Raw genomic sequence first — 26504 nt, forward strand, 5'->3', positions numbered from 1 at the left:
GATTATTAACCAATAACTAATCAGGAATAATATGTCAAAAAAACAATGGACACTTGGTAAAAAAGCAATTTTTCACACTTATTTTTTCTTCAGAAAATTTCCAGCGCTGCCTTATATTTTAAAATGGCTGTGTATCAGTATTATTATTGGTGCTTTGGTTGGAACCGCTTCTGCAGGGTTTCTTCAATCATTGGAATGGGCAACGAATTTCAGAGAAAATAATCTCTGGCTAATTGCATTGCTTCCTGTTGGAGGATTTCTGATAGGACTTCTTTATTATTACTTCGGAAAAGAGGTTGAAGCCGGAAACAATCTGTTGATTGATACAATTCATGACCCCAAAGGAATTATTCCGTTTAAAATGGCTCCTTTTGTTTATCTGGGAACCATTGTAACCCATTTCTTAGGAGGATCTGCAGGCCGTGAAGGAACAGCACTCCAAATGGCCGGTGCTATAGCAGATCAGCTTACCAAGCCTTTTAAACTGGACAGAAATGAAAGAAAAATACTAATCATTGCTGCTATTGCTGCCGGATTTGGTTCTATTTTTGGGACTCCTCTGGCCGGAGCGGTTTTTGGTCTTGAAGTTTTTCTGATCGGAAGAATACGGTATAATGCCATCTTTCCTGCTTTTGCCTCTGCTATTCTGGCAGACTGGGCTACTAATCTCTGGAATGTAAAACACACCCATTATCATATTGATTTTATCCCAAAACTTGAGTTTTTACCAATTCTCTACAGTATTCTGGCAGGAATTGCTTTCGGAATCTGTGCTGCGACTTTCAGTAAAATCATTCATTGGATGGGATCTGTTTTCAAATCCAAAATTAAATATCCTCCACTTCGTCCTGTAGCAGGCGGAATTATTATTGCACTGGCTGTTTTTGCGATGGGTACTACCCGATACATTGGATTAGGAATTCCTGTGATTGTAGAATCTTTTGAAAAACAGCTTCCATTGTATGATTTTGCTTTAAAAATGATCTTTACCATCGTTACGCTTTCCGCCGGATTCAAAGGTGGAGAAGTCACTCCTTTGTTTTTTATCGGAGCAACTTTAGGCAGTGCATTATCTCTTTTTATTCCGTTACCATTCGGATTATTGGCAGGAATGGGGTTTGTAGCAGTATTTGCAGGAGCCACCAATACGCCTTTAGCCTGTATGCTGATGGGAATTGAATTGTTTGGTGCTGAATGTGGAGTGTATGTGGCTATTGCCTGTGTTATTTCTTATCTTCTTTCGGGTCACAACAGTATTTATACCCAACAGAAAATCGGGGAAGCTAAAAACAGAAGGTATGAAAGTCAGCAGGATCAATCAGTTTCAGATTTTTTATAAAGGGTTATGGGATTCGTGATTCGGGGTTTTGAGTTTCAAAATGTAAAGGTTATAAGCAGGCAACTACAACAAATAAAAATAACCAGTATTTAGCAACAAAATAAGTGAACAAGTATCAACCCGTATCCCGAACCTCGCTACACTAAACTCCTCCCACTCTCAAACTCTCTCACCCACCTTCTCCATTTCCAACTATAATTCGTAATTTTACCCCATGTTCGATTACAGATTAAAAGTTTTCCATACGGTAGCTTCCCGATTAAGTTTCACTAAAGCTTCAGAAGAGCTTCATATTTCACAACCCGCTGTTACTAAACATATTAAAGAAATTGAAATTCAGGTAGGTGCCAAGTTATTTGATCGTAAGGGAACTTCTATCCAGCTGACTCAAAGCGGAAAGATTCTGTATGAACATGCTGAAAAGATAAGAAATGTCTACCGCGACATGGAATTTGAAATCAGCCAAATCAATCAGCAGCATAAAGGAAAACTGATTATCGGGGCAAGTACAACTGTTGCACAGTATATTTTACCTGAGATTTTAGCAAAATTCAATACTTATTATAAAGATATTAAGATCGAACTTCTTACCGGAAACACGGAAGCAATTTCTACACTTTTAAAAGAAGAAAAAATTGATCTGGGTATTATTGAAGGAGAATCTCAGTCTTCTTATTTTGAATATAAGACTTTTAAGTCTGATGAAATTGTTCTCGCCGCAAAATCAGATCACCCTCTTGCTCATAAAACCTTACATGTAAAAGATCTCTATCAACTCGATCTGATCTTCAGGGAGCAGGGATCCGGGACTCTTGAATTTATACAAAACCGGCTGAAGGAGAAAGAAATCAATATCAATGAATTAAATACGGTAATCCAGCTGGGAAGCAGTGAAAGTATAAAAAACTACCTTCTCCACTCTGAATGTATGGCATTCCTATCTATCAGTACAATTCTGAATGAATTGAAAAACAATATCCTGACTGTTATTGATATTAAAAACTTCAGTATTGAAAGAGATTTCCACTTTATTCTACCTAAGGGTGAACAGTCTGAACTGATTAAGCTTTTCCTGAGGTTTGCAGAGTAATCTCCTTATGATGTAAATCTATTAATAATAGAAAAATCCTATTATTTTTTAGCATTGTTATTAAAAACATACAAAGCTTTTAAGTTTTGGCTGAAGCCAATGGATTTTTTTTAATTTATTTGGCTGGGCTAAAGCCCAACCCTATTGATATACTCAAGCAAAGAGTAAAATGTAACGATAAGATCTTTTATCTTTTATCTTTTATTACTTATAACTTTTAGTTATCCGATATAACAAAATACGATTTACTTTGTAATAGTATTTTCCGGAATTTTGATGCAGATTTTAAAAGTTCGCATTATGAAAAATTTCATTCAAAATGAAATGACACGGAAAGTATTTTTTATTGTATTGGCTGTTCTGTGCCTTACCCCGCTTATATCTTCACCCATTGCTTTAGGTTTAGGTTTTGCCCTGGCTGTTTTTATAGGAAATCCTTTTGAGAAACATCTTCATCATTATATTCATTTACTGCTGCAGATTTCAATTGTAGGGCTGGGATTCGGACTGAAGCTCGATGAAGCGCTTCACGCCGGAAAAACAGGATTGATGCTGACTGTTGTAAGTATTGTTACGGTAATGGTTTTGGGCTATTTTCTTGGAAAAATATTTAAGCTGGAAAGACCTTTATCCTATCTCCTTTCTGCAGGAACAGCTATTTGTGGTGGGAGCGCCATTGCAGCGATATCTCCTATTATCAAACCGAGCACGAAACAGATTTCACTTGCGCTGGCTATCGTTTTTACCTTAAATTCTATTGCCTTGTTTGTCTATCCTGCCATAGGGCACCTGCTGAATCTTTCTCAGGAACAGTTTGGTCTTTGGTGTGCAGTAGGTATTCACGACACAAGTTCTGTGGTAGGGGCTGCCAGTAAATATGGAGATGAAGCTTTGAAAATAGCAACTACCGTAAAGCTGGCGCGTGCCTTGTGGATTATCCCAATTTCATTGATTACCATGTTTATTTTTAAAAGTAAAGACTCAAAAATAAAGATTCCCTGGTTCATCGGTTACTTTATTGTGGCTATTCTTTTGAATACGTATTTCCCGTTTCTTGACCGCTTCAGTACTTCAATAACAGTTATAGCAAAATCCGGATTGAATCTGACCTTATTTTTCATTGGCTCTACTCTTTCTCTTCAGACACTGAAATCAATAGGATTAAAGCCTTTACTCACCGCTGTGATCCTTTGGATTACGATAAGTGTTGGCAGTCTTCTTTATATTATCCATTAAAAGAGCAGAACCCTCTTGAAATCAAGAGGGTTCTGCATATTAAATGTGGAAATGTTTATTTCGTATTGAAATAATTTTTTTATACTGCAGACTGGTTACAAGTATAAACCTGTAGACAACCTATATATTGAGAGCAATATTCAGGTCCTGTTACAGATCCTGAGCAGCTGCATCCGCAAAGAGATAAATCTGGCTTACCGCTTATACCTCCAGTAATATTTTTCAAGTCTTGTTTTCCTAGCTTTTTAGCATTTTTGATTGCGTTCATGTGGTTTAGTTTTAATTAGATAAATTAGTTTTAGTTGTCTCCCAAAGTTAAACAAATATTAATTACGTGCAACAAAAATCAGTATAAAATTTAATAATTTATTGATTTTAACTGAATTATTATATTCAAAATAAGGAATGTCAGATTCTCGTTTTTTAAACAATTTAAATTATTCTGTAAACTCAAGGTCTTTATCGTGAGTTTCTGAGATCGTAAGCGAAGAATAAAATGCAAGTCCAAAAACTACGACTCCTACTATGGCAGCACTTTCTATAACCGGGAAATGACCTTTAAGGGAATCAAAAGCCAAAATCATGACAGGTACAAGCCCTCTTACCATATTGGGAACGGTTGTCGTTGCTGTATTTCTTATATTGGTTCCGAACTGCTCTGCTGCAAGGGTCACAAACATAGCCCAATATCCTGTTCCAAACCCAAGCCATACGCAGAACAAATAATATTTTGTTTCTGTATTGGTATTCCCGAATAACATAATTGCCACCCCGATAATCGTAAAGATCAGCATGTAAAAAATGGCCATTTTACGGGATTTTAAAGCGTGAGAAATAAAACCACTCAACAGATCACCCACAGAAATCCCTATATAGGCCCACATAATTGCTTTTCCTGGATTGATATCCTTGATTCCCAATTCAGGGGCAAATTGATTGGCTAAAACGGCCAGAATCCCTATGCAATACCAAGTAGGTAATCCTACCGCAATACATTTTAAATATCTTACCAATCTGTCTTTATTGGTAAAAAAGGATAGAAAATTCCCTTTCGAGACATTTTTATGAACGATATTTTTATAAATTCCGGATTCGGATACACTTATTCTCAGGATTAATAACAGGATTCCCATTATTCCCCCAATAATATAGGAGATATTCCATCCTCCGGCCAATTCTACCGTAAGCTGAGCCACCACCGCTCCCATTAGTCCAAAACCGGCTACCACTGAGGTTCCGATTGCTCTTAAATTCTTCGGCAGGCTTTCAGAAACCAATGTAATTCCTGCTCCAAGCTCTCCGGCCAGTCCTATTCCTGCAATAAACCTTAAGCCCGCATATTGATATACGAGATGCTCTTTTGGAAAGTAAGGAAGGAATCCACAGGCTATATTGGCTAAGGAATACACCAAGATAGAGCCAAAAAGAACAGAAAGCCTTCCCTTTTTATCACCAAGGCTTCCCCAGAAAATTCCTCCGATAAGAAGCCCTATCATCTGGCAGTTCAGAATAAAGGTTCCGTCTGCATCGGGATTAAGTCCCAATGCTTTTAAGCTCGGTATTCTAACGATTCCGAATAAAAGGAGGTCATAGATATCCACAAAATAGCCTAAGGCAGAAATAATAACGGGAATAGAGAAAATGTACTTCAGTTTTGAAGACAAGGACAGTTCTTGCATTTTTAAGTTTTGATAAAAATAAAAAACCTTTCAATTTCTTGAAAGGTTTTTATCAAATATCTTTTTTTGATTATTATCTGGCAATATTCACAGCTCTCGTTTCTCTGATTACTGTTACTTTTACTTGTCCCGGATAAGTCAGTTCATTCTGAATTTTCTCAGAGATATCGTAAGAAAGCTGAGAAGCGACTTCGTCATTTACTTTTCCGCTCTCTACCATTACTCTTAGTTCTCTACCTGCCTGGATTGCATAAGCGCTGGATACTCCCTCGAAACTTAATGCTGCAGATTCAAGGTCTTTCAGTCTCTGAATATAAGATTCCAGCACCTGTCTTCTTGCTCCTGGTCTTGCTCCTGAGATCGCATCGGCTACCTGAATGATCGGCGATAATAACGACTTCATTTCAATCTCATCGTGGTGAGCTCCAATAGCGTTTACTACTTCAGGGTTTTCACCGTATTTCTCAGCCCACTGCATCCCTAATAGAGCGTGTGGTAATTCTGATTCCTGCTCAGGAACTTTACCGATATCGTGTAGTAGACCTGCTCTTTTTGCTAATTTTACGTTTAATCCTAATTCAGCAGCCATTGTTGCAGCGATGTTTGCTACTTCTCTCGAGTGCTGTAGTAAGTTTTGTCCGTAAGAAGAACGGTATTTCATTCTCCCTACGATTTTGATCAACTCAGGGTGTAATCCGTGGATTCCTAAATCAATGATCGTTCTCTTCCCTACTTCAATGATTTCCTCTTCAATCTGTTTTTTAGTTTTTTCAACTACTTCTTCGATTCTTGCCGGGTGAATTCTACCATCGGTAACCAATCTGTGAAGGGATAGTCTTGCAATTTCTCTTCTTACCGGATCAAAGCATGAAAGAAGGATCGCTTCCGGAGTATCATCAACGATAATTTCCACTCCTGTTATAGCTTCTAAAGCACGGATATTTCTACCTTCTCTACCGATAATTCTACCTTTCACTTCATCAGACTCGATATTGAATACTGATACTGAATTTTCGATAGCCTGCTCAGTTCCGATTCTTTGGATCGTTTGGATAACGATTTTTCTCGCTTCGTTTTTAGCATTCATCTGAGCTTCTTCCATGATGCTCTGAACGTGCGCCTGAGCTCTTGTTTTGGCTTCAGCTCTCATGGTTTCTACCAATTCTGCTTTGGCTTCATCAGCGGTATAATTAGATATTTTTTCAAGTATTTCTACTTTCTTAGTGGTAGCTACATCTAATTCCTGCTGTTTTCTTTCAAGAATTTCGTTTTTCTTAGCGTAATCTCCAATCTGCTTATCTAAATCTTTTTCAAGTTTTCCAGTCTTGCTAAGCTCGTCATTCAGCTTATGTTCCTTGTCTTTGGTTCTTTTTTCAACCTCCTGCATTTTCTTTTCACGAGATTGAATATCTGCGTCATGCTGGGATTTCAGTTCCAGGAATTTTTCTTTTGCCTGAAGGTTTTTTTCTTTCTTTATGGATTCGGCTTGTACGGTAGCTTTTTCTATAAGGTTTTCGGCATTTTTTGTTGCATCATCTATGATAAATTTTGCCTTAGTATTCAGTGAGCTTTTAGAGAAAAACATCCCTATTATCGCCCCAATAACTAAGCAGATAACGCCGGCTATAATGGCTGTTGTCATAATATATATTGAGTTTTAATTGTCTTCATATCCAAATAAAAAAGCCTACAATAATCCAGGGATTGAGAGTAAACTCCTAATCAACACGATTTGAACTGATTTCCACTGTCTGTAATCCGGAATCCGGCACGCCATTCGATGGACATTTGTTCGGTAATTGTTTAGCGTTGAGTTTACCTTTAATGTGTTAGAATTATTGTAGGCAGTAATTTCTCAGGAAAAAAAATCTATTTCCCGACTTCATTCAACGATTGATTAATCTGCACTAATCTTTCGTTGGTAGAATTAATATTTTTTTCGTAGTTAAGAGAAACTACTTCTGCATTGGTTCCCAGTTTCAGGGCACACATTGCCAAAGCATCCTGTTTATCTCTTACATCGAAGTTTTGTTCAAAATCTTTAATCATATTCTCGATCTGCTTCCCTACTTTACGCAAAGTTTCTTCCTCTGCTGCCGGTACGTTCAGCGGATATACTCTTCCTGCAATGTTGACGGTTATTCTCCTTATCTCCATTATAATCCACTGTTTTGAAGCTGAGCAATACAGAAATCAATTTCTTTTACCAATCGGTTGATATGGTTTTTCATTAATCTATTGTGTTCAGGATTTCCTGATATTGCTGAATAAAGTTTTATATTTTTTTGTTCTTCTGCTAATACCTGATTTCTTCTCCTTTCTTCATCATACTTCTTCTTCAACTCTTCATGCTCACTATTTAATTCTTTTAAATTTTCAGTAAGATTTTTATAGTTCTTTTGCAGAGCCAAAATCTTTCTCTCTAATTCTGAAAAATTGTTTTCTAAATCTTGAAGCATTTCAGGTTTGTATATTCTAACTAGAAGCAAAAATAAAAAAATAATAACACTAACAAAAATAAAACGCTCTATATTTTGATATACCAACAAAAAAGGAGGTGCTAATGCCCCTCCTGTGTATTTTTAATGAAATATTTTTTTATTCAAATTTCAGAACGAACATTACTGCTCTTGTCTGTAATGTAGAAATTGCAGATGCCCAGTAAGGAGGTGTAGTCGCGTTATCGGCTACTTTCTCATTGTTCATGAAGAATGTTCCTCTGATGGCAGGAGTCAGTTTAAACTTGTTGAAGTAAAACTGAATTCCCATTTCTGCAGACCAGGCAAAATTGTGCGTTGTAGATCTGTAGATCCCCTGCATATTGTCATCTGTAGAAGTTGCATTAGACTGAAGGTTCACTACATAGTTTACCCCTGCTGCAACGTAAGGCCTTGAATTGTACCATCTTTGCCCATGAAGTTCCAAAAGTACCGGAATATCAATCAAAGTAGATTTAATTTCTCTTACTCTATCCTTTTCCTGTAAAGGGAATGGCATAAAAGCAGGATTCGTCAAAGATCCGCCTGCATAGATGTCATTGGATTGAGTATTAAAAGTCAACTGTCTTTGTGCAAACTGTAACCCCGGTTCTATCCTTACATCAAGATAATCGTTCAGTCTCCATTTTGCAATAAGCCCGGCACCGAAGCTATAACTTTCCTTGGATGTGACAAGGTTTTCATTATCATTCATCCCATATTTCGGATGTAAAACAATGCGGTAATCCAGTCTGTTCCCGTTCAAATAAAACCCCCAACTGAATTTCTGCTCGTCGAAATCTTCCAACTTATCCATTCTGTTTCGGGTTCTGAATTGCGCGTTTGCAAAGACGGCAACATTTACTGAGGTTAAAACCAGTGCTTTTAATAGAAATTTATTCATAGGTTACTTTGTTGCTTTATAAATTGTGGCTATACCTAAACTTAATTTTTTATATTCAACTTTCTTAAATCCCGTATCTAAAAGAATTTGCTTCATCTTCTCCCCGAAAGGAAAAGCATTTACAGAATCCGGAAGGTATGTATACGCCCTACTATCCTTAGAAACCAACTTGCCAATGGCAGGTAATATATTTTTAAAATAAAACATATAAAATGGCCCCATGAAACCCTCAACCTTTGAAAACTCCAGTATATAAACACTTTTGTTATCTTTAACTACTCTTCTTAACTCTGCTAAACCTTTGGGAAGGTTTTCAAAATTCCTTACTCCAAATGCAACGGAAACAGCATCAAATCTATTGTCCTCGAAAGGCAGATTTTCAGCATCTCCTTTTTGCATGGAAATTTTGCCGTCTAATTTAAGTTTTTTTATTTTAATAACGCCAACATTCAGCATTTGTTGTGATAAATCTAAACCAACTACCTTGGAACCGGTTCCTTTTTCAATGGTAATTGCCAGATCTCCCGTTCCTGTAGCCACATCCAGCACTTCCTGCGGATTATCATTTTTCATCCATCTTACCAGTTTATTTCTCCACAAAACGTCAATTTTCATGGATAAAACATGGTTCAGAAGGTCGTACTTCGGTGCAATGTTGTCGAACATATCCTCTACCTGGCTCTTTTTCGTAGCCTCTGAATTGTAGGGAGTAACTTTGGTGATATCTTTTGTCAAAACTTAAAACTTGTAATATTCTTTGTAATAATTTAGGTAATCCTGCTTCCTGAAGATCTTAGATCTTGATTCCACTTTCTGGATATTCTTGATCACTTTATCATAGTCTTCATCTACATTGTAGTAAAAACCTTCTGTATAAAGCTTGTTGAAGCGCTTTGCTCCTCCGTAATAATCTTTTCCGTCAATGACTGTTTTGTCAAGCTTCGCCAATAACGAATCTTTTTTAAGATTATATCCGTAATACTGTTCGTTTACGTAGTAATCCTGATGGGTAATATTGATCAGACCACGAAGTTTATTCACTTCAAATGCTGAATCGTACAGCATTTTCTTATTCTGATCAAAAACCTGAATAGAGTTTTTACCTTTATTCAAATCCACATGCACATACTGCCCCGCTGAAATCACACCTTCAGATCCGTTATTGATCTTAAAGTAATACGTATTCGGGGTAGGATTATCTACCACATAATAATTCTTCTTGGCTAAAAAAAGGAAGTAGATCCCAAAGGCAACGATAAACGCCACAGCTGCAATAAGTAAGCCTTTTAAGGACGAGTTGTTTTTCATAGATTGTAAAGTACAATTTTTGCAAATTTAATAATATTTTTAATTCTCTGTTATTAATATTAATTATTAACTTTGCATCTTTAAAAAAATCATATAAACGAATGCCGAATACGATCATTATTGGCTCTGGATCTTATATCCCGAACAGAGTTATTGGTAGAGATTACTTTATGAATTCCGAGTTCTATACTGAAGACGGAGTAAAGATTGAAAAGCCTGTAGAAGAGACCATTGCGAAATTTGTAGAGATTACAGAAATCGAAAACAGGAGGTTCATTGAGGATGATCTTTCCAACTCACAAATCGGTTATGAAGCTGCAAAAATTGCCCTTGAAGATGCAAAAGTAGACGGTGAAGATTTAGATTACATTATCTACGCAAGTAATTTCGGAGAAGTTACGGAAAACGGATACGCGGACTTTATGCCAACAATGGCAGCAAGAGTGAAGAATAAACTGGGAATCAAAAATAGAAAATGCGTAACGTATGATATGCTTTTCGGATGTCCAGGCTGGGTAGAAGCAATGATTTTGGCTGATAATCTGATTAAAGCTAAAGTAGCAAAAACAATCCTTGTTATTGGAGGTGAAACATTGAGCCGTGTAACAGATCCATATGACAGAAACAGAATGATCTTTGCTGATGGTGCCGGAGCAGTAGTGGTAAAAGCAACAGACGAAGAGAATGTAGGAATTATTGCCCACAACACGATCTGTGACAATGGACCGGAATTAAATTACCTTGAAAATCAGCCTTCCATCAATAAGGAAGCAGATCAGAAGCGCCTGTATGTAAGAATGTTAGGAAGAAAGATTTACGAATACGCTCTTAAAAATGTACCGGTTGCTATCAAAGATACCATTACAGATGCAGGTCTTTCTATTGAAGATATAGACAAAATCTTAATTCACCAGGCTAACGCTAAAATGGATTACGCGATGATTGAAAGACTTCACAGACTTTATGATGTGAAAGAATATGATCACGCCATCTCTCCAATGACCATTCAGGATCTTGGAAATACATCTGTAGCAACAATTCCTACCATGTATGATTTAATAATTAAAGGAAAAATGGCAGGTCAATCGTTTAAAGAAAAAGGTAACGTTGTTATGACTTCGGTAGGTGCCGGAATGAACATCAATGCTATCGTTTACAGATTTCCTTAATAATATTTAATAAACAAAAAATATAAAAAGCACAGGGAAGTTTTTCTTTGTGCTTTTTTTGACCAGAACATGCAAAAGAATTTTTTAATCATCGCTGGAATCTTCCTGTTTTTGGAAGTGTATATTTATCAGGCTATCAGAACGCTCACTGACAATTCCTGGATCAAAATCGGATATTGGGTAATTTCGTTAGCCGTATATGGAATTTTCGCCTATGAAGTCACTCATTACCAAAGGTCAGACCGAAGTATGGTGAGGGCTCAGATCATGATTTCGTTATTTTTAATTTTTATCCTTCCTAAAATTTTCGTGGTTCTGTTTTTATTAATTGATGATATTATCCGAATCGGAGGTTATCTGATAGGTTTTGCCCAGCCCTCGGAAAATTTCTTCCCGGAAAGAAGGAAGTTTCTGAGCATTGTAGGTTTGGGAATGGGAGGCGTTCTTTCGGCTCTTTTTATAGACGGAATTACTTTTGGTAAATATCGCCACACTGTAAGAAGAGTAAGAGTTAATTTCGCCAACCTTCCGAAAAGCTTCAAAGGATACAAAATCATTCAGATTTCTGATGTTCACAGCGGAAGCTTCTCCGATCCAAGCAAATTACAGCACGCTATTGATCTGATCAATGAACAGAAGCCCGATCTTGTTTTATTTACCGGAGACATGGTGAATAACGTGGCAGATGAGTTCAAACCTTTTATCCCTTTATTTTCAAAAATTCAGGCTAAAGACGGTAAACTTGCTGTACTGGGAAACCACGATTACGGAGATTACGTAACCTGGGGATCCCCTGATGCTAAAAAGAAAAATCTTGACACCCTGATCGACTATGAAAAGCAGGCTGGTTTTGATATGTTAAGAAATGAACACAGGGTAATTGAAAAAAATGGCGAGAAGCTCTACATTTTAGGCGTTGAAAACTGGGGCTTAAAACCTTTCCCTCAGTTCGGTAAAATTGACGATGCTTTAAAAGGCGTTCCTGAATCCGCTACTAAGATCTTAATGAGCCATGACCCTACCCACTTTGATTATGTAGTAAAAAAGCACCCTTCAAACATCCATCTGACCCTTTCCGGACATACTCATGGGATGCAGTTTGGATTGGATCTTAAAAATGTAAAATGGTCACCGGTACAATACCGTTACCCAAAATGGGCAGATTTATATGAAAGTGAAGGAAAACTATTGTATGTAAACAGAGGATTTGGTGTATTAGGATACCCGGGAAGAGTGGGTGTATTACCGGAAATCACACTTTTTGAACTCAGCTAGTGGATTTGAGTTTGAGGGTTTGAGGGTTTGAGCGTGGAGAACAGAGTTCAAGGTTGGACATTAAAAAGTCAAAATTGGGTTGTAACGGAAAGCAGCCCTTACCTAGTCCCTACCACCTGCAACCTAAAAAATATAATCTTTCATACGGGAAGTAGCCATTTCCCTGTCATTGAGAAAAGTAAGGAGGGCATCTAATTTGTCCTCCATTTTTTTGCCCGAAAATAAGCTTCGGTAAAAAGGAATATCAAAACGGTATCTCTTAAAATCTGTAAACTGCCAGGTGTTTAGATAGATCAAAACAAATTCTTCATTCTGCAAAGTTTCTAAAACCATATTCTGATAATACTTCATCGGCAGGATCTGAAATACAAAATCATTATAGGGCAGCTGGCTGTAAGGAGAGATACTTTCCGGCACAATACTCAGTCCATCCTCTTCTGTAATTTCGGTATCTCTTTTGAGCCTTTTGAAAGGGAAAAGAATATTCGCATTATCGATATTGGAAACGTAATTAAATTCCATCAGCTTCAAATTTTCCTGCGGAACTTTTACATCTTTCTGGCGAATTCCCCTGATCTGTTTTTCCAGAAGATCCTGAATATTCTTCTTGGCTTTTTCAATTTCTTCAGGATTGGAGTCTTTATTATAAAAAGCAATTTCATGCCCTTTGGATGAAATTGCTTTTATTAAATTCTGAAGTTTTTCAGTAAGGGAAACCTCAACAAAAAAACTTGATTTGATATCATGAATATCTAAAATTCTAAGAATTGCTTTGGTATTATCTTCCGTAATTTTCAGTCTCTCATCATCGGTAATTTGGGAGCCGTTTTTCACTTCAGCTTCAATACATGTGATGTTAAAAGTCAATAATACCATTTAAATTAAAGTTTAGATAAATTATATAAAACGTTAAAAATCAATTGTTAAAATAATATTTAATTAAAGTATTACTTTATATAATTAATCCTTTCCTAATTTTACTTTCAAATTCTTGATCATGTCCTTTGTCATTTCAGAAATTCCGAAATCATACGTCAATCCCCAGTCTTTTTTAGCGACTGAATCATCAATAGATGCCGGCCATGAATCTGCAATTGCCTGTCTGAAATCTGGCTTATAATCGATGGCAAAATCAGGAATTTCTTTCTTGATTTCTTCTGACAATTCTTTTGGAGTAAAAGACATTCCACCCAAATTATAAGACGAACGAACCGTTACACTTTCTTTTGGAGCATCCATCAATTTAAGAGTTGCATTGATAGCATCATCCATATACAACATCGGCATTCCTGTATCTTCAGAAATGAAACTTGTATATTGTCCATCTTCTATTGCCTTGTAAAAAATCTCAACAGCATAGTCAGTAGTTCCCCCCCCTGCAGGAGTTTTCCATGAGATCAATCCAGGATATCTGATACTTCTTACATCCACTCCATATTTATCGAAATAGTATTCACACCACTTCTCCCCTGCCATTTTCGAAATTCCGTAAACAGTTGTTGGATTCAACACTACATCCTGCCCTACGTCATGTTTTGGAATTCCTTTTCCAAATACTGCAATAGAACTCGGCCAGAAGATCTTTTTAAGAAGCCCTTCTTTCGCCATTTCACAAAAATGCAGCAGTGGTTCAAGATTCAATTTCCAGGCGAAAATAGGCTGCTTTTCCGAAGTCCCGGATAAAAGCGAAGCTAAGTGATACACTGTAGTAATTTCGTAATCATGGATCACCTGTCTTACCAACTGTGTATTGGTAACGTCCATTCTTTCATAGTGTCCGGCAGAAGTAATTCCTTCCTGCCATCTGTCCAATCCTGAAGCGACAACGTTCTCCGCTCCATGGATTTCAACAAGTCTGTTCGTAAGTTCCGTGCCGATTTGTCCCAAGGCACCTGTAATCAGTATTCTTTCCGTATAGGATTCCATTTTTCAGATTTTTTTAGAATTGTACAAAAGTAAAAAAAAACATGTCAACCATAATAAAAAAGGGATACTTAAAAACAGAGCATCAATAAATGCTGCCAATACATTCAGTTTAAACTGATAAAATCTCTTTAACAATAGAAAAAATCAAATACAATGATCATAAGCCCTGATTAATATAAAATTCAATAATTTTGCTTTCAAGAAAAACAATCATATGAGGAAGATTTTAATTGCTTCGATCCTGTTGGTAAGCCAGCTAAGCTGGGCTCAGTATACAGATATCAATATTATCAAGGAAGTACAGGTAAAAAATAAAGGCGTTGTAGTATCTGCGCATCCCTTAGCGAGTGAAGCAGGAGCTAAAATCTTAAAAATGGGTGGAAATGCCTATGACGCTGTTACAGCGACCCAATACGCCCTTGCTGTTGTTTATCCTCAGGCAGGAAATATCGGTGGCGGCGGATTTTTGGTAGGCGTAAAAAACAATGGGGAAAAATTCACATTGGATTACAGAGAAACCGCTCCAAAAAAGGCTTTCCGAGATATGTACCTTGACAAAAAAGGGAAAGCAGATACTGATCTTTCTCAAAACGGAAGGTTGGCTGTAGGTATTCCGGGAAGTGTGGCTGGATTTTTTGCTACACTGAAGTACTGTAAACTGCCTATGGAAAAAATTATTCAGCCTGCAATTGATCTGGCGGAAAAAGGATTTACCATCACAGACAAGGAGGCCGAAATGCTGAATAATCAGAGAGAAAAATTTCAGAGACATAATAAATCTTCCATTATTTTTGTTAAAGATGCTCCCTGGAAAGCTGGAGATCTGCTGGTTCAAAAAGAATTAGCCGAAACATTGAAACTCATTCAAAAATTAGGCGCAAAAGGTTTTTATGAAGGGAAAACGGCAGAGCTTCTGGTGGCGGAAATGAAAAGAGGAAACGGAATTATAACGCTGGAAGATCTTAAAAACTATAAAGTGGCCGAGAGAAAAGCGCTTGAATTCGATTACAAAGGAAACAATGTTGTAACGATGCCTTTACCTTCAAGCGGTGGAGTCCTTCTTGCCCAAATGCTGAGAATGGCAAGTTTTGAAAACCTAGAAAAATATCAGCAAAACTCTACAAAAGCCGTTCAGATTATGGCCGAGGCAGAACGAAGAGCTTTCGCAGACAGAGCAGAATATATGGGAGATCCAGATTTTATCCAGGATAAAACTTCCTATCTGATTTCTGATGAATATTTGAAAAACAGATGGAAAAGCTTCAGCTTTGATAAAGCAACTCTAAGTGCAGAGGTCGGCAAGATCATAGCACAGCCTAAAGAATCTATGCAGACCACTCATATCTCCGTACTGGATAAGGATGGAAATGCCGCTTCTGTAACAACAACTCTTAACGGATATTACGGAAGTAAAGTACTGGTTTCAGGAGCTGGTTTCTTTTTAAATAATGAAATGGACGATTTTTCTATCAAACCGGGCGTCCCCAATATGTTTGGAGCGGTAGGAGGAGAAGCCAATTCTGTTCAACCGAATAAAAGAATGCTTTCTTCCATGACTCCGACTATTCTTCTTAAGAATGGAAAACCCTATATGGTAGTGGGAACTCCCGGGGGGACCACCATTCCGACTTCGGTGTATCAATCTATTGTCAATGTAGTGGATTTTAAACTGAATGCCAATCTTTCAGTCAATACACCCAAATTCCATCATCAGTGGCTACCAGAAACTATTACGGTAGAAAATAACTTCCCTGAAAGTACTATTTCTGAACTGAAAAGTAAGAATTACATCATTGAAAAGATAAAATATATTGGAAAAACAGAAATGATTGTCCTTGACGAGAATGGAAGCATTCATGCAGTAGCAGATGGTCGTGGAGACGATTCTGTAGCTGTGGAATAATCATTATTTTACGGTCATTCAAAATTAAATACAGCTCCGGCTTCATTCTATAAGGTTTTTATCCTTTTGAATGAAGCCGGAGTCTTTTGCATATAAAGCCGTTGCAAGAGATGTTTTCAATGACATTTGTCATGTTTTTAGATAAATTTTCTTAATTTTCGGCCTTAAAAAAACAAAACGACTGTTCTTTGAAAGCAAAAAAAATATACAATCAGCTTTATTTCCAGGTTATTATAGCCATAATTGCCGGTATTCTTCTTGGAAATTTCTATCCTGAATTAGGAGAAAAGATGAAACCACTGGGGGACGGATTCATCAAATTGGTAAAAATGATTATCGCTCCTGTTATCTTTATCACCCTCACCCTGGGAATCGCCCATATGACCGATCTGAAAAAAGTAGGAAGAATTGCCATAAAAGCAATGATCTATTTTTTTACATTTTCCACTCTTGCTCTTATCATTGGTTTATTCGTAGGGAATATTTTACAGCCTGGTCATGGTTTGAATATTGATCCTTCTACCCTTTCAGGTGATGTTTCACAATATCAGGCAAAAGCCCATGAGTCAACGCTTACAGGGTTTATAATGAATATTATTCCGGAGACCTTATTCAGTCCTTTAGTGGGTGAAAACATCCTTCAGGTTCTTTTGGTGGCAATTTTAATGGGTGTTGCATTGGTTTTAACCAAAGAAAAAAGTCAAAAAGTAACCGACTTTTTACAGGATCTGTCAACTCCGGTGTTTAAAATTGTCCATATGCTTATGAAGCTTGCACCCATCGGGGCTTTTGGAGCGATGGCATTTACGATTGGAAAATATGGACTGCATTCTGTGCTGAACCTTATATTTCTGGTCGCTACTTTCTATATTACTTCTATTCTTTTTGTAGTTCTGGTGTTGGGAGCTGTAGCATGGTATAACGGTTTTAATATTTTCAAGCTTATTTTTTACCTTAAGGAAGAACTTCTTCTCGTTCTGGGTACCAGCTCTTCAGAGTCTGCTTTACCGGGAATCATGGAAAAACTTGAAAAGGCAGGCTGTTCGAGGGCAATTGTAGGTCTTGTAGTGCCTACAGGGTATTCTTTCAATCTTGACGGAACAAATATTTACATGACCCTGGCCTCTCTGTTTATCGCACAAGCATTAAACATTCATCTTCCTATTGAGAAACAGCTGATGTTACTTTTGGTAGCAATGCTAAGTTCAAAAGGAGCCGCAGGCGTTACCGGTGCTGGATTTGTAACACTGGCAGCAACATTGGCGGTAGTTCCTGAGATTCCTATTGCCGGAATGACGCTGATCCTTGGAATAGATAAGTTCATGAGTGAGTGCAGAGCCCTGACCAATGTAATCGGTAATTCCGTTGCTACAGTAGTCGTTGCCAACTGGGAAAAACAGCTTGATAAGGGACAGCTTCAGTACTGCCTGGATCATCCGCATGAAGTTGAGAAAAAACTGGAGATGTAGGTAGGTGGCGGATCTTAGGTGGCAGGGGTTAGGGAGAAACTTTTTATAAAGAGCCAAGATATAAGAACCAATAGCCAAGACTAGAAGTATTTACGACACCAATACCTAACTATCAACTAACAACAAGCTCTAAACCAGAATATTCAGGCTGGCGGGTTGTACTTTAACGTGGATGGGTGATTTGATCTTATTGAATTCACCGTCAAGATGCCAGTTTTTGGTATTGACTTTAAATGATATTTCAGAAACCGGAAGATAAGTAACATATTCATCGTCTTTCAGTCTTTTAGTAAACATTCTGAAAGCAAACAGCGCAGAATAGGTCAGCGGGAATTTTTTCACCAACACCATATCAACCAGTCCGTCACTTTTACTTGCTTTCGGGGCAATGTAAGCGTTATTACCAAATTGGCGGGTATTGGCAATGTTCAGCATTAGATAACGGCCATTATACTGCTGATATTCTTCATCAGAAAATTTCACCTTGATCGGCTTATAATTGAAGAAGGTTTTCAGGGAAACTTTGATATAGTTTTTGAATCCACGACTCGTTTTTTCGAATTCCTTGACTACTTTACCATCGAAACCTGTCCCTGAAACATTGATAGAAAGCTTGTCATTTACTGTAAACGTATCAATCTTTCTGGAGTTTTTTGTTTTTATTTTTTCTAAAAGTTCATCAAGGTTTTTACTGAAACGGGTTTCATTGGAAAATCCGTTTCCTGAACCTGCCGGAAAAATAGCCAGAATTTTTTCTGTATTAATAAGGTTTCTAGCTATAGTAGAGATTGTTCCATCCCCTCCGATTGCTACAAAAATATCCACCTCTTCGAAATGGGCCTGAATAAACTCATCTGTTCCCAGAATAGATTCTGATACATAATACAAGGGATTGTTAACCTTTGTTTTAAGTTCGTTCAAAAACGGCTGATAGTTCTTTTTGGCCGAAAAAGGGTTGATAATAAAAGCTACTTTTTCCATTACCGCAAAATTAAAAAATGCTTCCTGAACTGGAAGCATTAATTTACTTAATTTTCATTCTTTCTTTAAATTCTGCATTTATTGTGCCTTTAAGGTCTTCCCAAGAGACAGGAATCGTGATATCACCTGCTGCAAAAGCGGCAATTTCGTAAGGACTGTAATGAAAATACAGATTCTTGTTATCAAAATAAAAATTATCAGACGCCGGAATTTTCTCAACGAGAAGCATTTCTGAGTTTTTCACGCCTCCGTCACCATCCATTGTTCCGCTGTTAATTCTGTCGATATTTTTCATCAGAATGGCTTCAATCTTATTTTTAGGCATTGAAGTAATATCTTTTAATTCTAGTTTTTTGTTGTTTTTAAGATCAAAAACTCTTTCTGAAAAACCGTAATTATCATGAGCTCCTCCTTCATATCCGCTTCCTACATATTGAATATGCATATAGCCGTTTGTATTGGAAATCAGATTCATGTGTGAACTTGAGTACCAATCCTGCGCATAAGTAACGTCTGAAACCCATTCTTTATTATCCTTTTTCATAGAACTGAAATAATCATTCTTTGCTTTATCAAGGTAGGTCTGAAGTCCGGTTTTGGAAAAGTCTTTGATTTTATCATTCTGAAAATAGATACTGTCCAGTAGTTTCTTATCTTTTAAAGCAGGGAAAACCAACAGTTTTGAGGTGAAAGAAACTTTTAAAGAGTCTGTAATCATTGTAGAATCGTTTACTTTCACAGAGTCTACTACAAATTCTTCGGATGTTTTATTTTCTGTTTTTTCTGCTGGTCCTGCCGTTTCATTTTTTTTGCAGGCAGTTATTGCTAAGAAAGAAGACAATGCTATAACAGCAATCGTGTTTTTCATAATTGTAATTTTTGGGGTAATAAATACAAAAACCATTCAAAAGATGAATGGTTTTTGAAAAACTTTATTTTTTTATATTAAGTTTTGTTTAAGTTCCCTTAAAAATTACTTCTTAACAAGGCTGATTACCTGATTTTCAAATTTTGAAGCAACTCCCCAGATTTGCTTAAATGCAGGATAATATTCTTTAGGATAATCTGAACTGCTAATTTTTGTTGTGGTAGTAACTTCCAGTTTATTTCCTTTTTGCTCCACAGAATAGGTATACTCTATTTCTTTATCCTCTGTGACAATTCTTTTAGGTTTAGGCATCTCTTCAATCGTATATCCTTCAGGAATTTCAAGAATAACCTTTTTCACTTTGGTAATAGGCGATCCGAAATCAATAGGATATTTTCTGGCTTCAACCTGATCAAATTCATTAGAACTCTTGTTTAAGAACAGCATTGGATTGATGATCATTTTCTTTCCTACTCTATCAATTAGATTTGATGAAGAGAATTTCATGCTGCTTTCAAATTCACCACTTTCCAATACTTTTGAGTTGATATCCGTGAAGTCCATTGAGAAATTTTCCTTGTACTGCTTTTTGTATTTCTCAGCATTATCATCATAGCTATCTTTGGCATACATCGCATAAGCACCGGTATCTTTATCAGAATAGGTTCCGGAAATACTTCCGTCATCATTTATTTTAGCATTGGCTGTAAGGAAAGTATTGCTTGATTTTGTATTGGTCATCTGAATCTGTAATGATTTACCCTTTGTCACAAGAATACCAAATTGGTTCCAGTTCTTAAGAGGGATTTCATCCAATGAAGACTGCTTGGAGGTTGCATCATAAATATGAAACTGGTCATTAAGACTGATCGCTGCCAATACAAAATTCATATTGGAAATATTGGGTGACACCAGATTGATCACACCGTTTTCTACTGTAGAAATAACCAGCGGATCTGCTTTAAGACCTGCCTCACGAAGCATCATTACCAGGAAAAGGTTAATTTCTGCGGCATTTCCAACCTTGGTTTCTAAAAGTTTTTTGATACCATCTTCAGTATAAACTCCTCTGTCTTTATTCCAGGTAAATGTCTTCTGAACGTATGAAAAAATAGCATTTGCCTTTTCAAGATCGGTTTTCATTTCTGAAACTCCTGCCGGCATATTTTCTTTAGCTAATTTTGTTTTTTTCAATTGTTCTCCAAAGTCTTCATTCTCATAAAGTCTTTTCCCAATTTGATCCCATGATGATGAATAAAGTTTGAGTTCTCCGAAATTGGTAGAATTAAGCTCTGCGCCTATTTTTGTTCTAAAATTTCTATCATTTCGCACAAATTTTTCAGTTTTAAAGCCTTTTACATTTTCATAGGCAAATCGAAATGTTTTATACTGAGTGCCATACAGGTTTCTCTCTTCAACCTCTTTATGTTTAGGCATCATTTCTCCGGTATAGTTTACATTATAAGACATATTGATCGGAGCATCCAAAACGTATTCAGTATTCAGTGAAGGGGTATCAGATTCTATTAATACTTCCGGAATAATGAAACGGAAGGGCGATATGATTTCATACTGATATTCTAAGACAGATCCATTCTTCACGTTGGGAAAAGCAAATTTTGTAAGGGTAACATATTTATTCTCTTTACTTTTGTACTGAGAGCTCTTTTCCACTTTTACAGGAACTGCCGTTCCATTTTCAAGATTGTAAGTAAAAGCTTTGAATTTGCCTAGTGATTCTCTATTGCTTCCAACATTGTAAATAGGAATTTCAAGATTCAACCAGTCTTCCGCTTTATCTTTATCATAAATCTTAACTCTGTAAAAGTATTTTTTGTGCAGATTCCCTGTGCTTGCATCTACCATAAAATAAGCAGATTTATACAAAATCTCGGCAGGAGCATTTTCATCTAATAAAGATTTTGCTTTAGACAGATCTGCATCATTAAATTTAGGTGGATTCAGAAATTCATATTTCTTCTGCGCATTGATCAATATTGCACTGGCAGAGCAAAGAAGCAATACTATTATTTTTTTCATGGTTATATTTTTGTTATTAAAATTTTTGAATTATCCATGTTCAGAATTTTTTTTCTGAAACTTATGTACTCATTGTATTTCTCTTTTGGATACAATCCTTTGTTAATCTGCATCTTTCTGATCACTTTTACGCCCTCTTCACTTTTAACAAAACTTAGCTTATATGATCCAAATTCAGAAGTAATACTGGAATTATCAGGAGTTTCATCAACTTTATACCCTAAAGGAAGGACAAAAGCAATTTCATATTCATCTTCATAAGACATATTGACCTCAAAAGGAAGTTCACGGTTTTCGTCCGCTTTATAAATAACATCAGAAAAAATAGGAACAGATCTGAATAAAAGGCTGTTTCCTGCTTTTTTAGAGAAATTATTGGTCTTAAAGTCTAAATCATAGGTAATGACAGCGTTATCTTTATCATTTTTGAAGTTTTTCATTTCCACTTTTTCAAAGTTTAAAATGTCAAAATTCAGTTTCACTGCATCATTTTTTTCTTTGGGATTAAGATTGACAAACCTCAGATTATAATCATACTGGTTTCCTGTGTAAGAAAAATTACCTGCCCCTGTAATACTATTATCCTCATTAAGGTTCACTCTCAATACCTGCTTCTCTTTATTCTGCTCGGCTTTATAAACCGGCGTATTGATGAGTTCAATTCCCTTTGCGGTTACAGCAAGTACATTCCTGTCGGTTGTACTGTAGCTTAAATGGTTAAAAGCTATTTGTTGAGACGTATTTTCAAGCCAGATATTCCCTTTTTCAGTAGGAACCATCAGAATGATGTGATTTCCACTCATAGAAGGAAATTCCGGATCAAAGGAAACCTGTGAACGTCCGGAATTGATAATACAATAAGTAGAAGGAATTCCTGCTTCGTTTAAAAGGATTTTCATATAATTCGTAAGTCCTTTGCAGTCTCCATACCCCTTTTTCTGAACCTCATCCGGCATCATAGGCTGCCAGCCGCCTATTCCTAGTGACACCGCTATATATCGGGTTTTGTTCTGCATATACTGATAAATCTTCTTGACTTTATCCTCCACAGATCCCTGCAGCTGTAAAGAGGCAACTTCCGCTTTGATGGCAGGAGTAGATGCCGAAACAGGAATCAGAAGATCATTATAAATCCAGGTTCCGAAATCTGTCCAGTTATTTAAAGTTCCCTCTTTCCCTGCCAGATTGAATTTTGCCAGTGCAAAGTTGACTGAAGGCAGAATTTTAACAGGCTGTGGAATCATAAAAGCATCATCAATTGCGGGTACGTTTTTGTATGAATATGTTTTATCGTTTCCACTCCCACTTTCTATAACAGAGGTGTAATTATATTTTGAAGGGTAAATCTTAGACCTAAGCTCGATCCCTGAAGTGTTAATGATTCTAAACTGTGCTTCTTGCAAAGATGTTTTAGTGGAAGTAAAAGGTACAAAACGTGGGATAAAAACAGTATCTTCATCTTCTGCTTCATAAGAAAACTCAACAGTATAAGGGTATTGAGCCGGTGTATAGGAATAAACTAATATTCTGTTATCAGAATAAAAGACCCCTTGGGAGTTGTTGGCAATATCTGTAAAATCAGACTTTGACACACTTTTAATTTTTTTCCCGGCTTCATCGTAAATAGTAACTTTTATATTGGAAATGCTTTTTGACTTATCATAAGGAATATAAGCAACCGCCTCGTCATTACCGTCTTTATTTAAAACTGTAGTGACCGTGTTAAACTGGTATTTTATTTCATCACGTTTATTGACCTGAACCGTTGTGAAATCCTTTCGTATAACAACATTAGCATTTTTCTTTAAATTCTCAGGAATTGCAGAAGCAGGATAGCTTTGTGCAAAATAGAATGAGGCAGCAGAAAGAGCCCCAAGAACTAGTATTTTCATCATAGTTATTAAAATTATGCAAAAATAAGAAAATCTTAATAACTGTTAAAAAAAATATAAAAGGCTTCAACGGGTGAAGCCTTTAACCTAATACTTAAAAAGTACTGTCTTAAATGTACCTATAAGGATATGAACACATTATCAACTTTTCATCATCAAATTCTGAAAAGTTAAAAACAGAATATTTAAATTCATTCTATATTGGAGAAGGATATTTATTCTGTATCATGAAGTAATACGCTTCATATTGTCTGCGCCTCAAATTTAGAATAAAATACCATCCCTATAATTCAGAACCTGTAGAATTAATAATAAAGACGGGTACAATTAATTCTACATTCCAAAAGGGTTATTAATAAAAAAAGACTTCATTTCTGAAGTCTTTAAGTTTTTTCTTTTTAATCATTTGGAACCAATTTACTATCGTACTGATCACTTCCAAGCCCCAATACAGGAATAAAAATAAATCCGAACAAGAGTATTAAAATGGTGTACAGAGGAGTTTCTTTGGCAAAACCTTTGGCAAGTCTGTCATATACTACCCAGCATGCATAAATATTCACTAGTGGAATAAAGAAAAGAATGATCCACCATATTGGTTTTTTCACAATTTCCAACAATACTATTGTATTATAAATTGGAATAAAGGCCGCCCAGGCATCCTGTCTTCCTGCTTTCTGAAAAATTTTGTACATGCAATATCCATAGAATATATAGCATAATAGGCCGAAGAACATGGTTCCGAGTCCTAATCCTGCAGCGGCTGCGCCAGACACTGCATCTGCCCCATTGTAAGGGTCTGTTTGTAAAAGAGTTAACATATTATTGTTTTTTTGGTTTGCCCAAATATAAAAAAAGCTTCTAAATAATTAGAAGCTTTTTGATTATATTTTCAAAAACGTTTATGCATCAATTTTTGCATATTTTGCATTTTTCTCGATAAATTCTCTTCTTGGTGGAACTTCATCTCCCATTAGCATTGAGAAAACACTGTCTGCTTCCACTGCATTATCAATCGTTACCTGCTTAAGAATTCTGTGTTCAGGATTAAGAGTTGTTTCCCAAAGCTGCTCAGGGTTCATTTCTCCAAGACCTTTATAACGTTGTACTTCTACTCCTTTTCCGTCCGGAGACATTTCTAAAGTAAATTCCTCACGTTCTTTCTCATTATAAGCATATACCTTTCTGTTTCCTTTCTTTAATAGATATAAAGGTGGTTGAGCAATATATACATATCCGTTCTCAATAAGTTCCTTCATAAATCTGAAGAAGAAAGTAAGAATAAGCGTAGAAATGTGAGATCCGTCGATATCAGCATCGGTCATGATCACCACTTTATGATATCTCAGCTTAGCCATATTCAGGGCTTTGCTATCCTCTTCAGTACCTACAGAAACTCCAAGAGCGGTATAGATATTTCTGATTTCTTCGTTATCATATACTTTATGAAGCATAGATTTCTCTACGTTCAAAATTTTACCTCTTAAAGGAAGAATAGCCTGGAAGTGTCTGTCTCTTCCTTGTTTAGCTGTTCCACCTGCGGAATCTCCCTCTACAAGGAAAAGTTCAGATTCAGCTGGGTCTTTGGATGAACAGTCAGATAATTTTCCGGGAAGTCCTGAACCTCCCATAGGAGATTTTCTCTGAACCATTTCACGGGCTTTCTTAGCGGCCTGTCTTGCTTTTGCTGCTAAAACTACTTTCTGAACAATAATTTTCGCCTCGTTAGGGTTTTCTTCAAGGAAATTAGTAAGCATTTCCCCTACAATTTTATCTACAGCACCGGAAACTTCAGAGTTTCCTAGTTTTGTTTTAGTCTGTCCTTCAAACTGAGGTTCCATTACTTTTACAGAAATTACAGCCGTCAATCCTTCACGGAAATCATCACCGGTAATTTCTACCTTCTCTTTTTGAGGAATACCCAAATCATCAGCATACTTCTTCAGTGTTCTTGTCAAAGCACGTCTGAAACCAGCAAGGTGAGTTCCTCCCTCATGTGTATTGATATTATTTACATAAGAGTGAAGATTTTCGTTGAATGATGTATTGTAACGCATCGCTACTTCTACAGGAATATCATCTCTTTCTGCTTCCATGAAAATAACGTGCTCCATAATAGACTCACGGTTTCCATCGATATACTCTACGAATTCTTTTAATCCTCCTTCAGAATGAAAAACTTCTGCAGGGAATGTTCCGTCTTCGTTAGGGTTTCTCTCATCAACAAGAGTGATTGTAATTCCTTTATTAAGAAAAGCAAGTTCTCTTAATCTTGTTGCAAGCGTATCATAATTATAAACAAGTTCCTGGAAAATGGTTGCATCAGGTTGGAAGAAAACTTCTGTTCCTCTTTCCTCAGTAGTTCCAATTTCCGCAACCTCTGTAAGTGCTTTTCCTTCTGAATATCTTTGTTGGTATAATTTCCCTTCACGGCTTACTGTAGCCACTAATAAAGTTGAAAGTGCGTTCACACAAGAAACACCCACTCCATGAAGACCTCCAGATACCTTGTAAGAATCTTTATCAAATTTTCCTCCTGCTCCAATTTTAGTCATTACAACCTCAAGAGCCGATTTCTGCTCTTTTTCGTGAAAATCTACAGGAATTCCTCTACCGTTATCTTTTACAGAAATACTTTCTCCTTGGTGGATCGTTACCAAAATGGTATCGCAATATCCTGCTAAAGCCTCATCAATAGAATTATCTACTACTTCATAAACCAAATGATGAAGACCTCTTACTCCTACATCTCCAATGTACATTGAGGGTCTTAGTCGAACGTGTTCCATTCCTTCTAAGGCTTGGATACTGCTAGCTGTATATTGTTTTTGACTCATATAAAATTAATAAATTTGCCTAATGCAAAGACTTACAAATATCGTGATTTTTTTCGACGTATGAAAGTTAAAAAGTGTCAAAAAAATGTAGAGTTAAAAACAAAAATAAGC

General features: G+C 36.5%; 23 protein-coding genes. 7 read left to right on the forward strand and 16 right to left on the reverse strand.

The window, feature by feature from the left end; all coding sequences use genetic code 11:
• The first annotated feature begins 31 nt into the window (after nucleotides 1-31).
• From DBR39_RS20695 to DBR39_RS20705, 3 genes are all read left to right on the forward strand, one after another.
• Nucleotides 32-1339 (forward strand): voltage-gated chloride channel family protein, encoded by a 1308-nt coding sequence (locus DBR39_RS20695; RefSeq protein ID WP_185147238.1) that lies wholly within the window; start codon nucleotides 32-34, stop codon nucleotides 1337-1339.
• Between the two features lie 214 nt (nucleotides 1340-1553).
• Nucleotides 1554-2429 (forward strand): LysR family transcriptional regulator, encoded by an 876-nt coding sequence (locus DBR39_RS20700; protein ID WP_124536280.1) that lies wholly within the window; start codon nucleotides 1554-1556, stop codon nucleotides 2427-2429.
• A 300-nt stretch (nucleotides 2430-2729) separates the two neighbouring features.
• Complete coding sequence (locus tag DBR39_RS20705) at nucleotides 2730-3665, forward strand: YeiH family protein (RefSeq protein ID WP_124536282.1); 936 nt, start codon at nucleotides 2730-2732, stop codon at nucleotides 3663-3665.
• A 79-nt stretch (nucleotides 3666-3744) separates the two neighbouring features.
• On the opposite strand, the gene DBR39_RS20710 is transcribed toward DBR39_RS20705, so the two are convergent.
• The 8 genes from DBR39_RS20710 to DBR39_RS20745 all read right to left on the reverse strand — a co-directional run bounded on the left by DBR39_RS20710 (nucleotide 3745) and on the right by DBR39_RS20745 (nucleotide 10033).
• Complete coding sequence (locus DBR39_RS20710; RefSeq protein ID WP_124536284.1) at nucleotides 3745-3933, reverse strand: hypothetical protein; 189 nt, start codon at nucleotides 3931-3933, stop codon at nucleotides 3745-3747.
• A 169-nt stretch (nucleotides 3934-4102) separates the two neighbouring features.
• Nucleotides 4103-5344, reverse strand: coding sequence for an MFS transporter (locus tag DBR39_RS20715; RefSeq protein ID WP_124536286.1), 1242 nt, complete (start codon nucleotides 5342-5344; stop codon nucleotides 4103-4105).
• Between the two features lie 73 nt (nucleotides 5345-5417).
• Nucleotides 5418-6986 (reverse strand): ribonuclease Y, encoded by a 1569-nt coding sequence (gene rny, locus DBR39_RS20720; protein WP_124536288.1) that lies wholly within the window; start codon nucleotides 6984-6986, stop codon nucleotides 5418-5420.
• A gap of 227 nt (nucleotides 6987-7213) precedes the next feature.
• Nucleotides 7214-7501 (reverse strand): cell division protein ZapA, encoded by a 288-nt coding sequence (locus DBR39_RS20725; RefSeq protein WP_103233999.1) that lies wholly within the window; start codon nucleotides 7499-7501, stop codon nucleotides 7214-7216.
• A complete protein-coding gene (locus DBR39_RS20730; protein ID WP_109738135.1) occupies nucleotides 7501-7803 on the reverse strand; it encodes a hypothetical protein in 303 nt (100 codons plus the stop codon). The genes DBR39_RS20725 and DBR39_RS20730 overlap by 1 nt, the downstream gene beginning before the upstream one ends.
• Nucleotides 7804-7942: 139 nt before the next feature.
• Nucleotides 7943-8725 carry a porin family protein gene (locus tag DBR39_RS20735; RefSeq protein ID WP_103233998.1) on the reverse strand — a complete coding sequence of 261 codons (783 nt, stop codon included), beginning with the start codon at nucleotides 8723-8725 and terminating at the stop codon, nucleotides 7943-7945.
• 3 nt (nucleotides 8726-8728) lie between these two features.
• Nucleotides 8729-9460, reverse strand: coding sequence for a bifunctional demethylmenaquinone methyltransferase/2-methoxy-6-polyprenyl-1,4-benzoquinol methylase UbiE (gene ubiE, locus DBR39_RS20740; RefSeq protein WP_103233997.1), 732 nt, complete (start codon nucleotides 9458-9460; stop codon nucleotides 8729-8731).
• Nucleotides 9461-9463: 3 nt separating this feature from the next.
• A complete protein-coding gene (locus DBR39_RS20745) occupies nucleotides 9464-10033 on the reverse strand; it encodes a hypothetical protein (RefSeq protein ID WP_103233996.1) in 570 nt (189 codons plus the stop codon).
• A gap of 101 nt (nucleotides 10034-10134) precedes the next feature.
• Here DBR39_RS20745 and DBR39_RS20750 point away from each other — a divergent pair, with 101 nt between their 5' ends.
• Together DBR39_RS20750 and DBR39_RS20755 are read left to right on the forward strand one after the other, a co-directional pair.
• Nucleotides 10135-11202, forward strand: a complete 1068-nt coding sequence (locus DBR39_RS20750; protein WP_124536290.1) for a 3-oxoacyl-ACP synthase III family protein — start codon at nucleotides 10135-10137, stop codon at nucleotides 11200-11202.
• 69 nt (nucleotides 11203-11271) lie between these two features.
• A complete protein-coding gene (locus DBR39_RS20755) occupies nucleotides 11272-12477 on the forward strand; it encodes a metallophosphoesterase (protein ID WP_124536292.1) in 1206 nt (401 codons plus the stop codon).
• Between the two features lie 123 nt (nucleotides 12478-12600).
• Here the strand turns inward: DBR39_RS20755 and DBR39_RS20760 are convergent, their stop codons facing one another.
• Nucleotides 12601-13353, reverse strand: a complete 753-nt coding sequence (locus DBR39_RS20760) for a polysaccharide deacetylase family protein (protein ID WP_124536294.1) — start codon at nucleotides 13351-13353, stop codon at nucleotides 12601-12603.
• A gap of 84 nt (nucleotides 13354-13437) precedes the next feature.
• The gene (locus DBR39_RS20765; protein WP_124536296.1) at nucleotides 13438-14403 is read right to left on the reverse strand and encodes an NAD-dependent epimerase/dehydratase family protein; all 966 of its coding nucleotides are present in this window, start codon (nucleotides 14401-14403) and stop codon (nucleotides 13438-13440) included.
• Nucleotides 14404-14617: 214 nt separating this feature from the next.
• Between DBR39_RS20765 and ggt the strand changes: the two genes are divergently transcribed.
• Together ggt and DBR39_RS20775 are read left to right on the forward strand one after the other, a co-directional pair.
• Entirely contained in the window at nucleotides 14618-16306 is a 1689-nt protein-coding gene (gene ggt, locus DBR39_RS20770) for a gamma-glutamyltransferase (RefSeq protein WP_124536298.1), read from the forward strand.
• 188 nt (nucleotides 16307-16494) lie between these two features.
• The gene (locus tag DBR39_RS20775; protein ID WP_124536300.1) at nucleotides 16495-17775 is read left to right on the forward strand and encodes a dicarboxylate/amino acid:cation symporter; all 1281 of its coding nucleotides are present in this window, start codon (nucleotides 16495-16497) and stop codon (nucleotides 17773-17775) included.
• Between the two features lie 129 nt (nucleotides 17776-17904).
• Here DBR39_RS20775 and DBR39_RS20780 read toward each other — a convergent pair whose 3' ends face one another.
• From DBR39_RS20780 to gyrB, 6 genes are all read right to left on the reverse strand, one after another.
• A complete protein-coding gene (locus DBR39_RS20780; RefSeq protein ID WP_410494270.1) occupies nucleotides 17905-18795 on the reverse strand; it encodes a diacylglycerol/lipid kinase family protein in 891 nt (296 codons plus the stop codon).
• Nucleotides 18796-18799: 4 nt separating this feature from the next.
• The gene (locus tag DBR39_RS20785; protein WP_124536302.1) at nucleotides 18800-19624 is read right to left on the reverse strand and encodes an RsiV family protein; all 825 of its coding nucleotides are present in this window, start codon (nucleotides 19622-19624) and stop codon (nucleotides 18800-18802) included.
• Nucleotides 19625-19729: 105 nt separating this feature from the next.
• The gene (locus DBR39_RS20790; RefSeq protein ID WP_124536304.1) at nucleotides 19730-21664 is read right to left on the reverse strand and encodes a transglutaminase-like domain-containing protein; all 1935 of its coding nucleotides are present in this window, start codon (nucleotides 21662-21664) and stop codon (nucleotides 19730-19732) included.
• Nucleotides 21665-21666: 2 nt separating this feature from the next.
• Nucleotides 21667-23559, reverse strand: a complete 1893-nt coding sequence (locus tag DBR39_RS20795) for a DUF3857 domain-containing protein (RefSeq protein WP_124536306.1) — start codon at nucleotides 23557-23559, stop codon at nucleotides 21667-21669.
• Between the two features lie 395 nt (nucleotides 23560-23954).
• Nucleotides 23955-24377 (reverse strand): DUF5684 domain-containing protein, encoded by a 423-nt coding sequence (locus tag DBR39_RS20800; RefSeq protein ID WP_124536308.1) that lies wholly within the window; start codon nucleotides 24375-24377, stop codon nucleotides 23955-23957.
• A gap of 81 nt (nucleotides 24378-24458) precedes the next feature.
• Nucleotides 24459-26393 (reverse strand): DNA topoisomerase (ATP-hydrolyzing) subunit B, encoded by a 1935-nt coding sequence (gene gyrB / locus DBR39_RS20805; RefSeq protein ID WP_124536310.1) that lies wholly within the window; start codon nucleotides 26391-26393, stop codon nucleotides 24459-24461.
• Nucleotides 26394-26504: the final 111 nt, after the last annotated feature.

Source organism: Chryseobacterium sp. KBW03 (assembly GCF_003852415.1).
Taxonomy (GTDB): domain Bacteria; phylum Bacteroidota; class Bacteroidia; order Flavobacteriales; family Weeksellaceae; genus Chryseobacterium; species Chryseobacterium viscerum.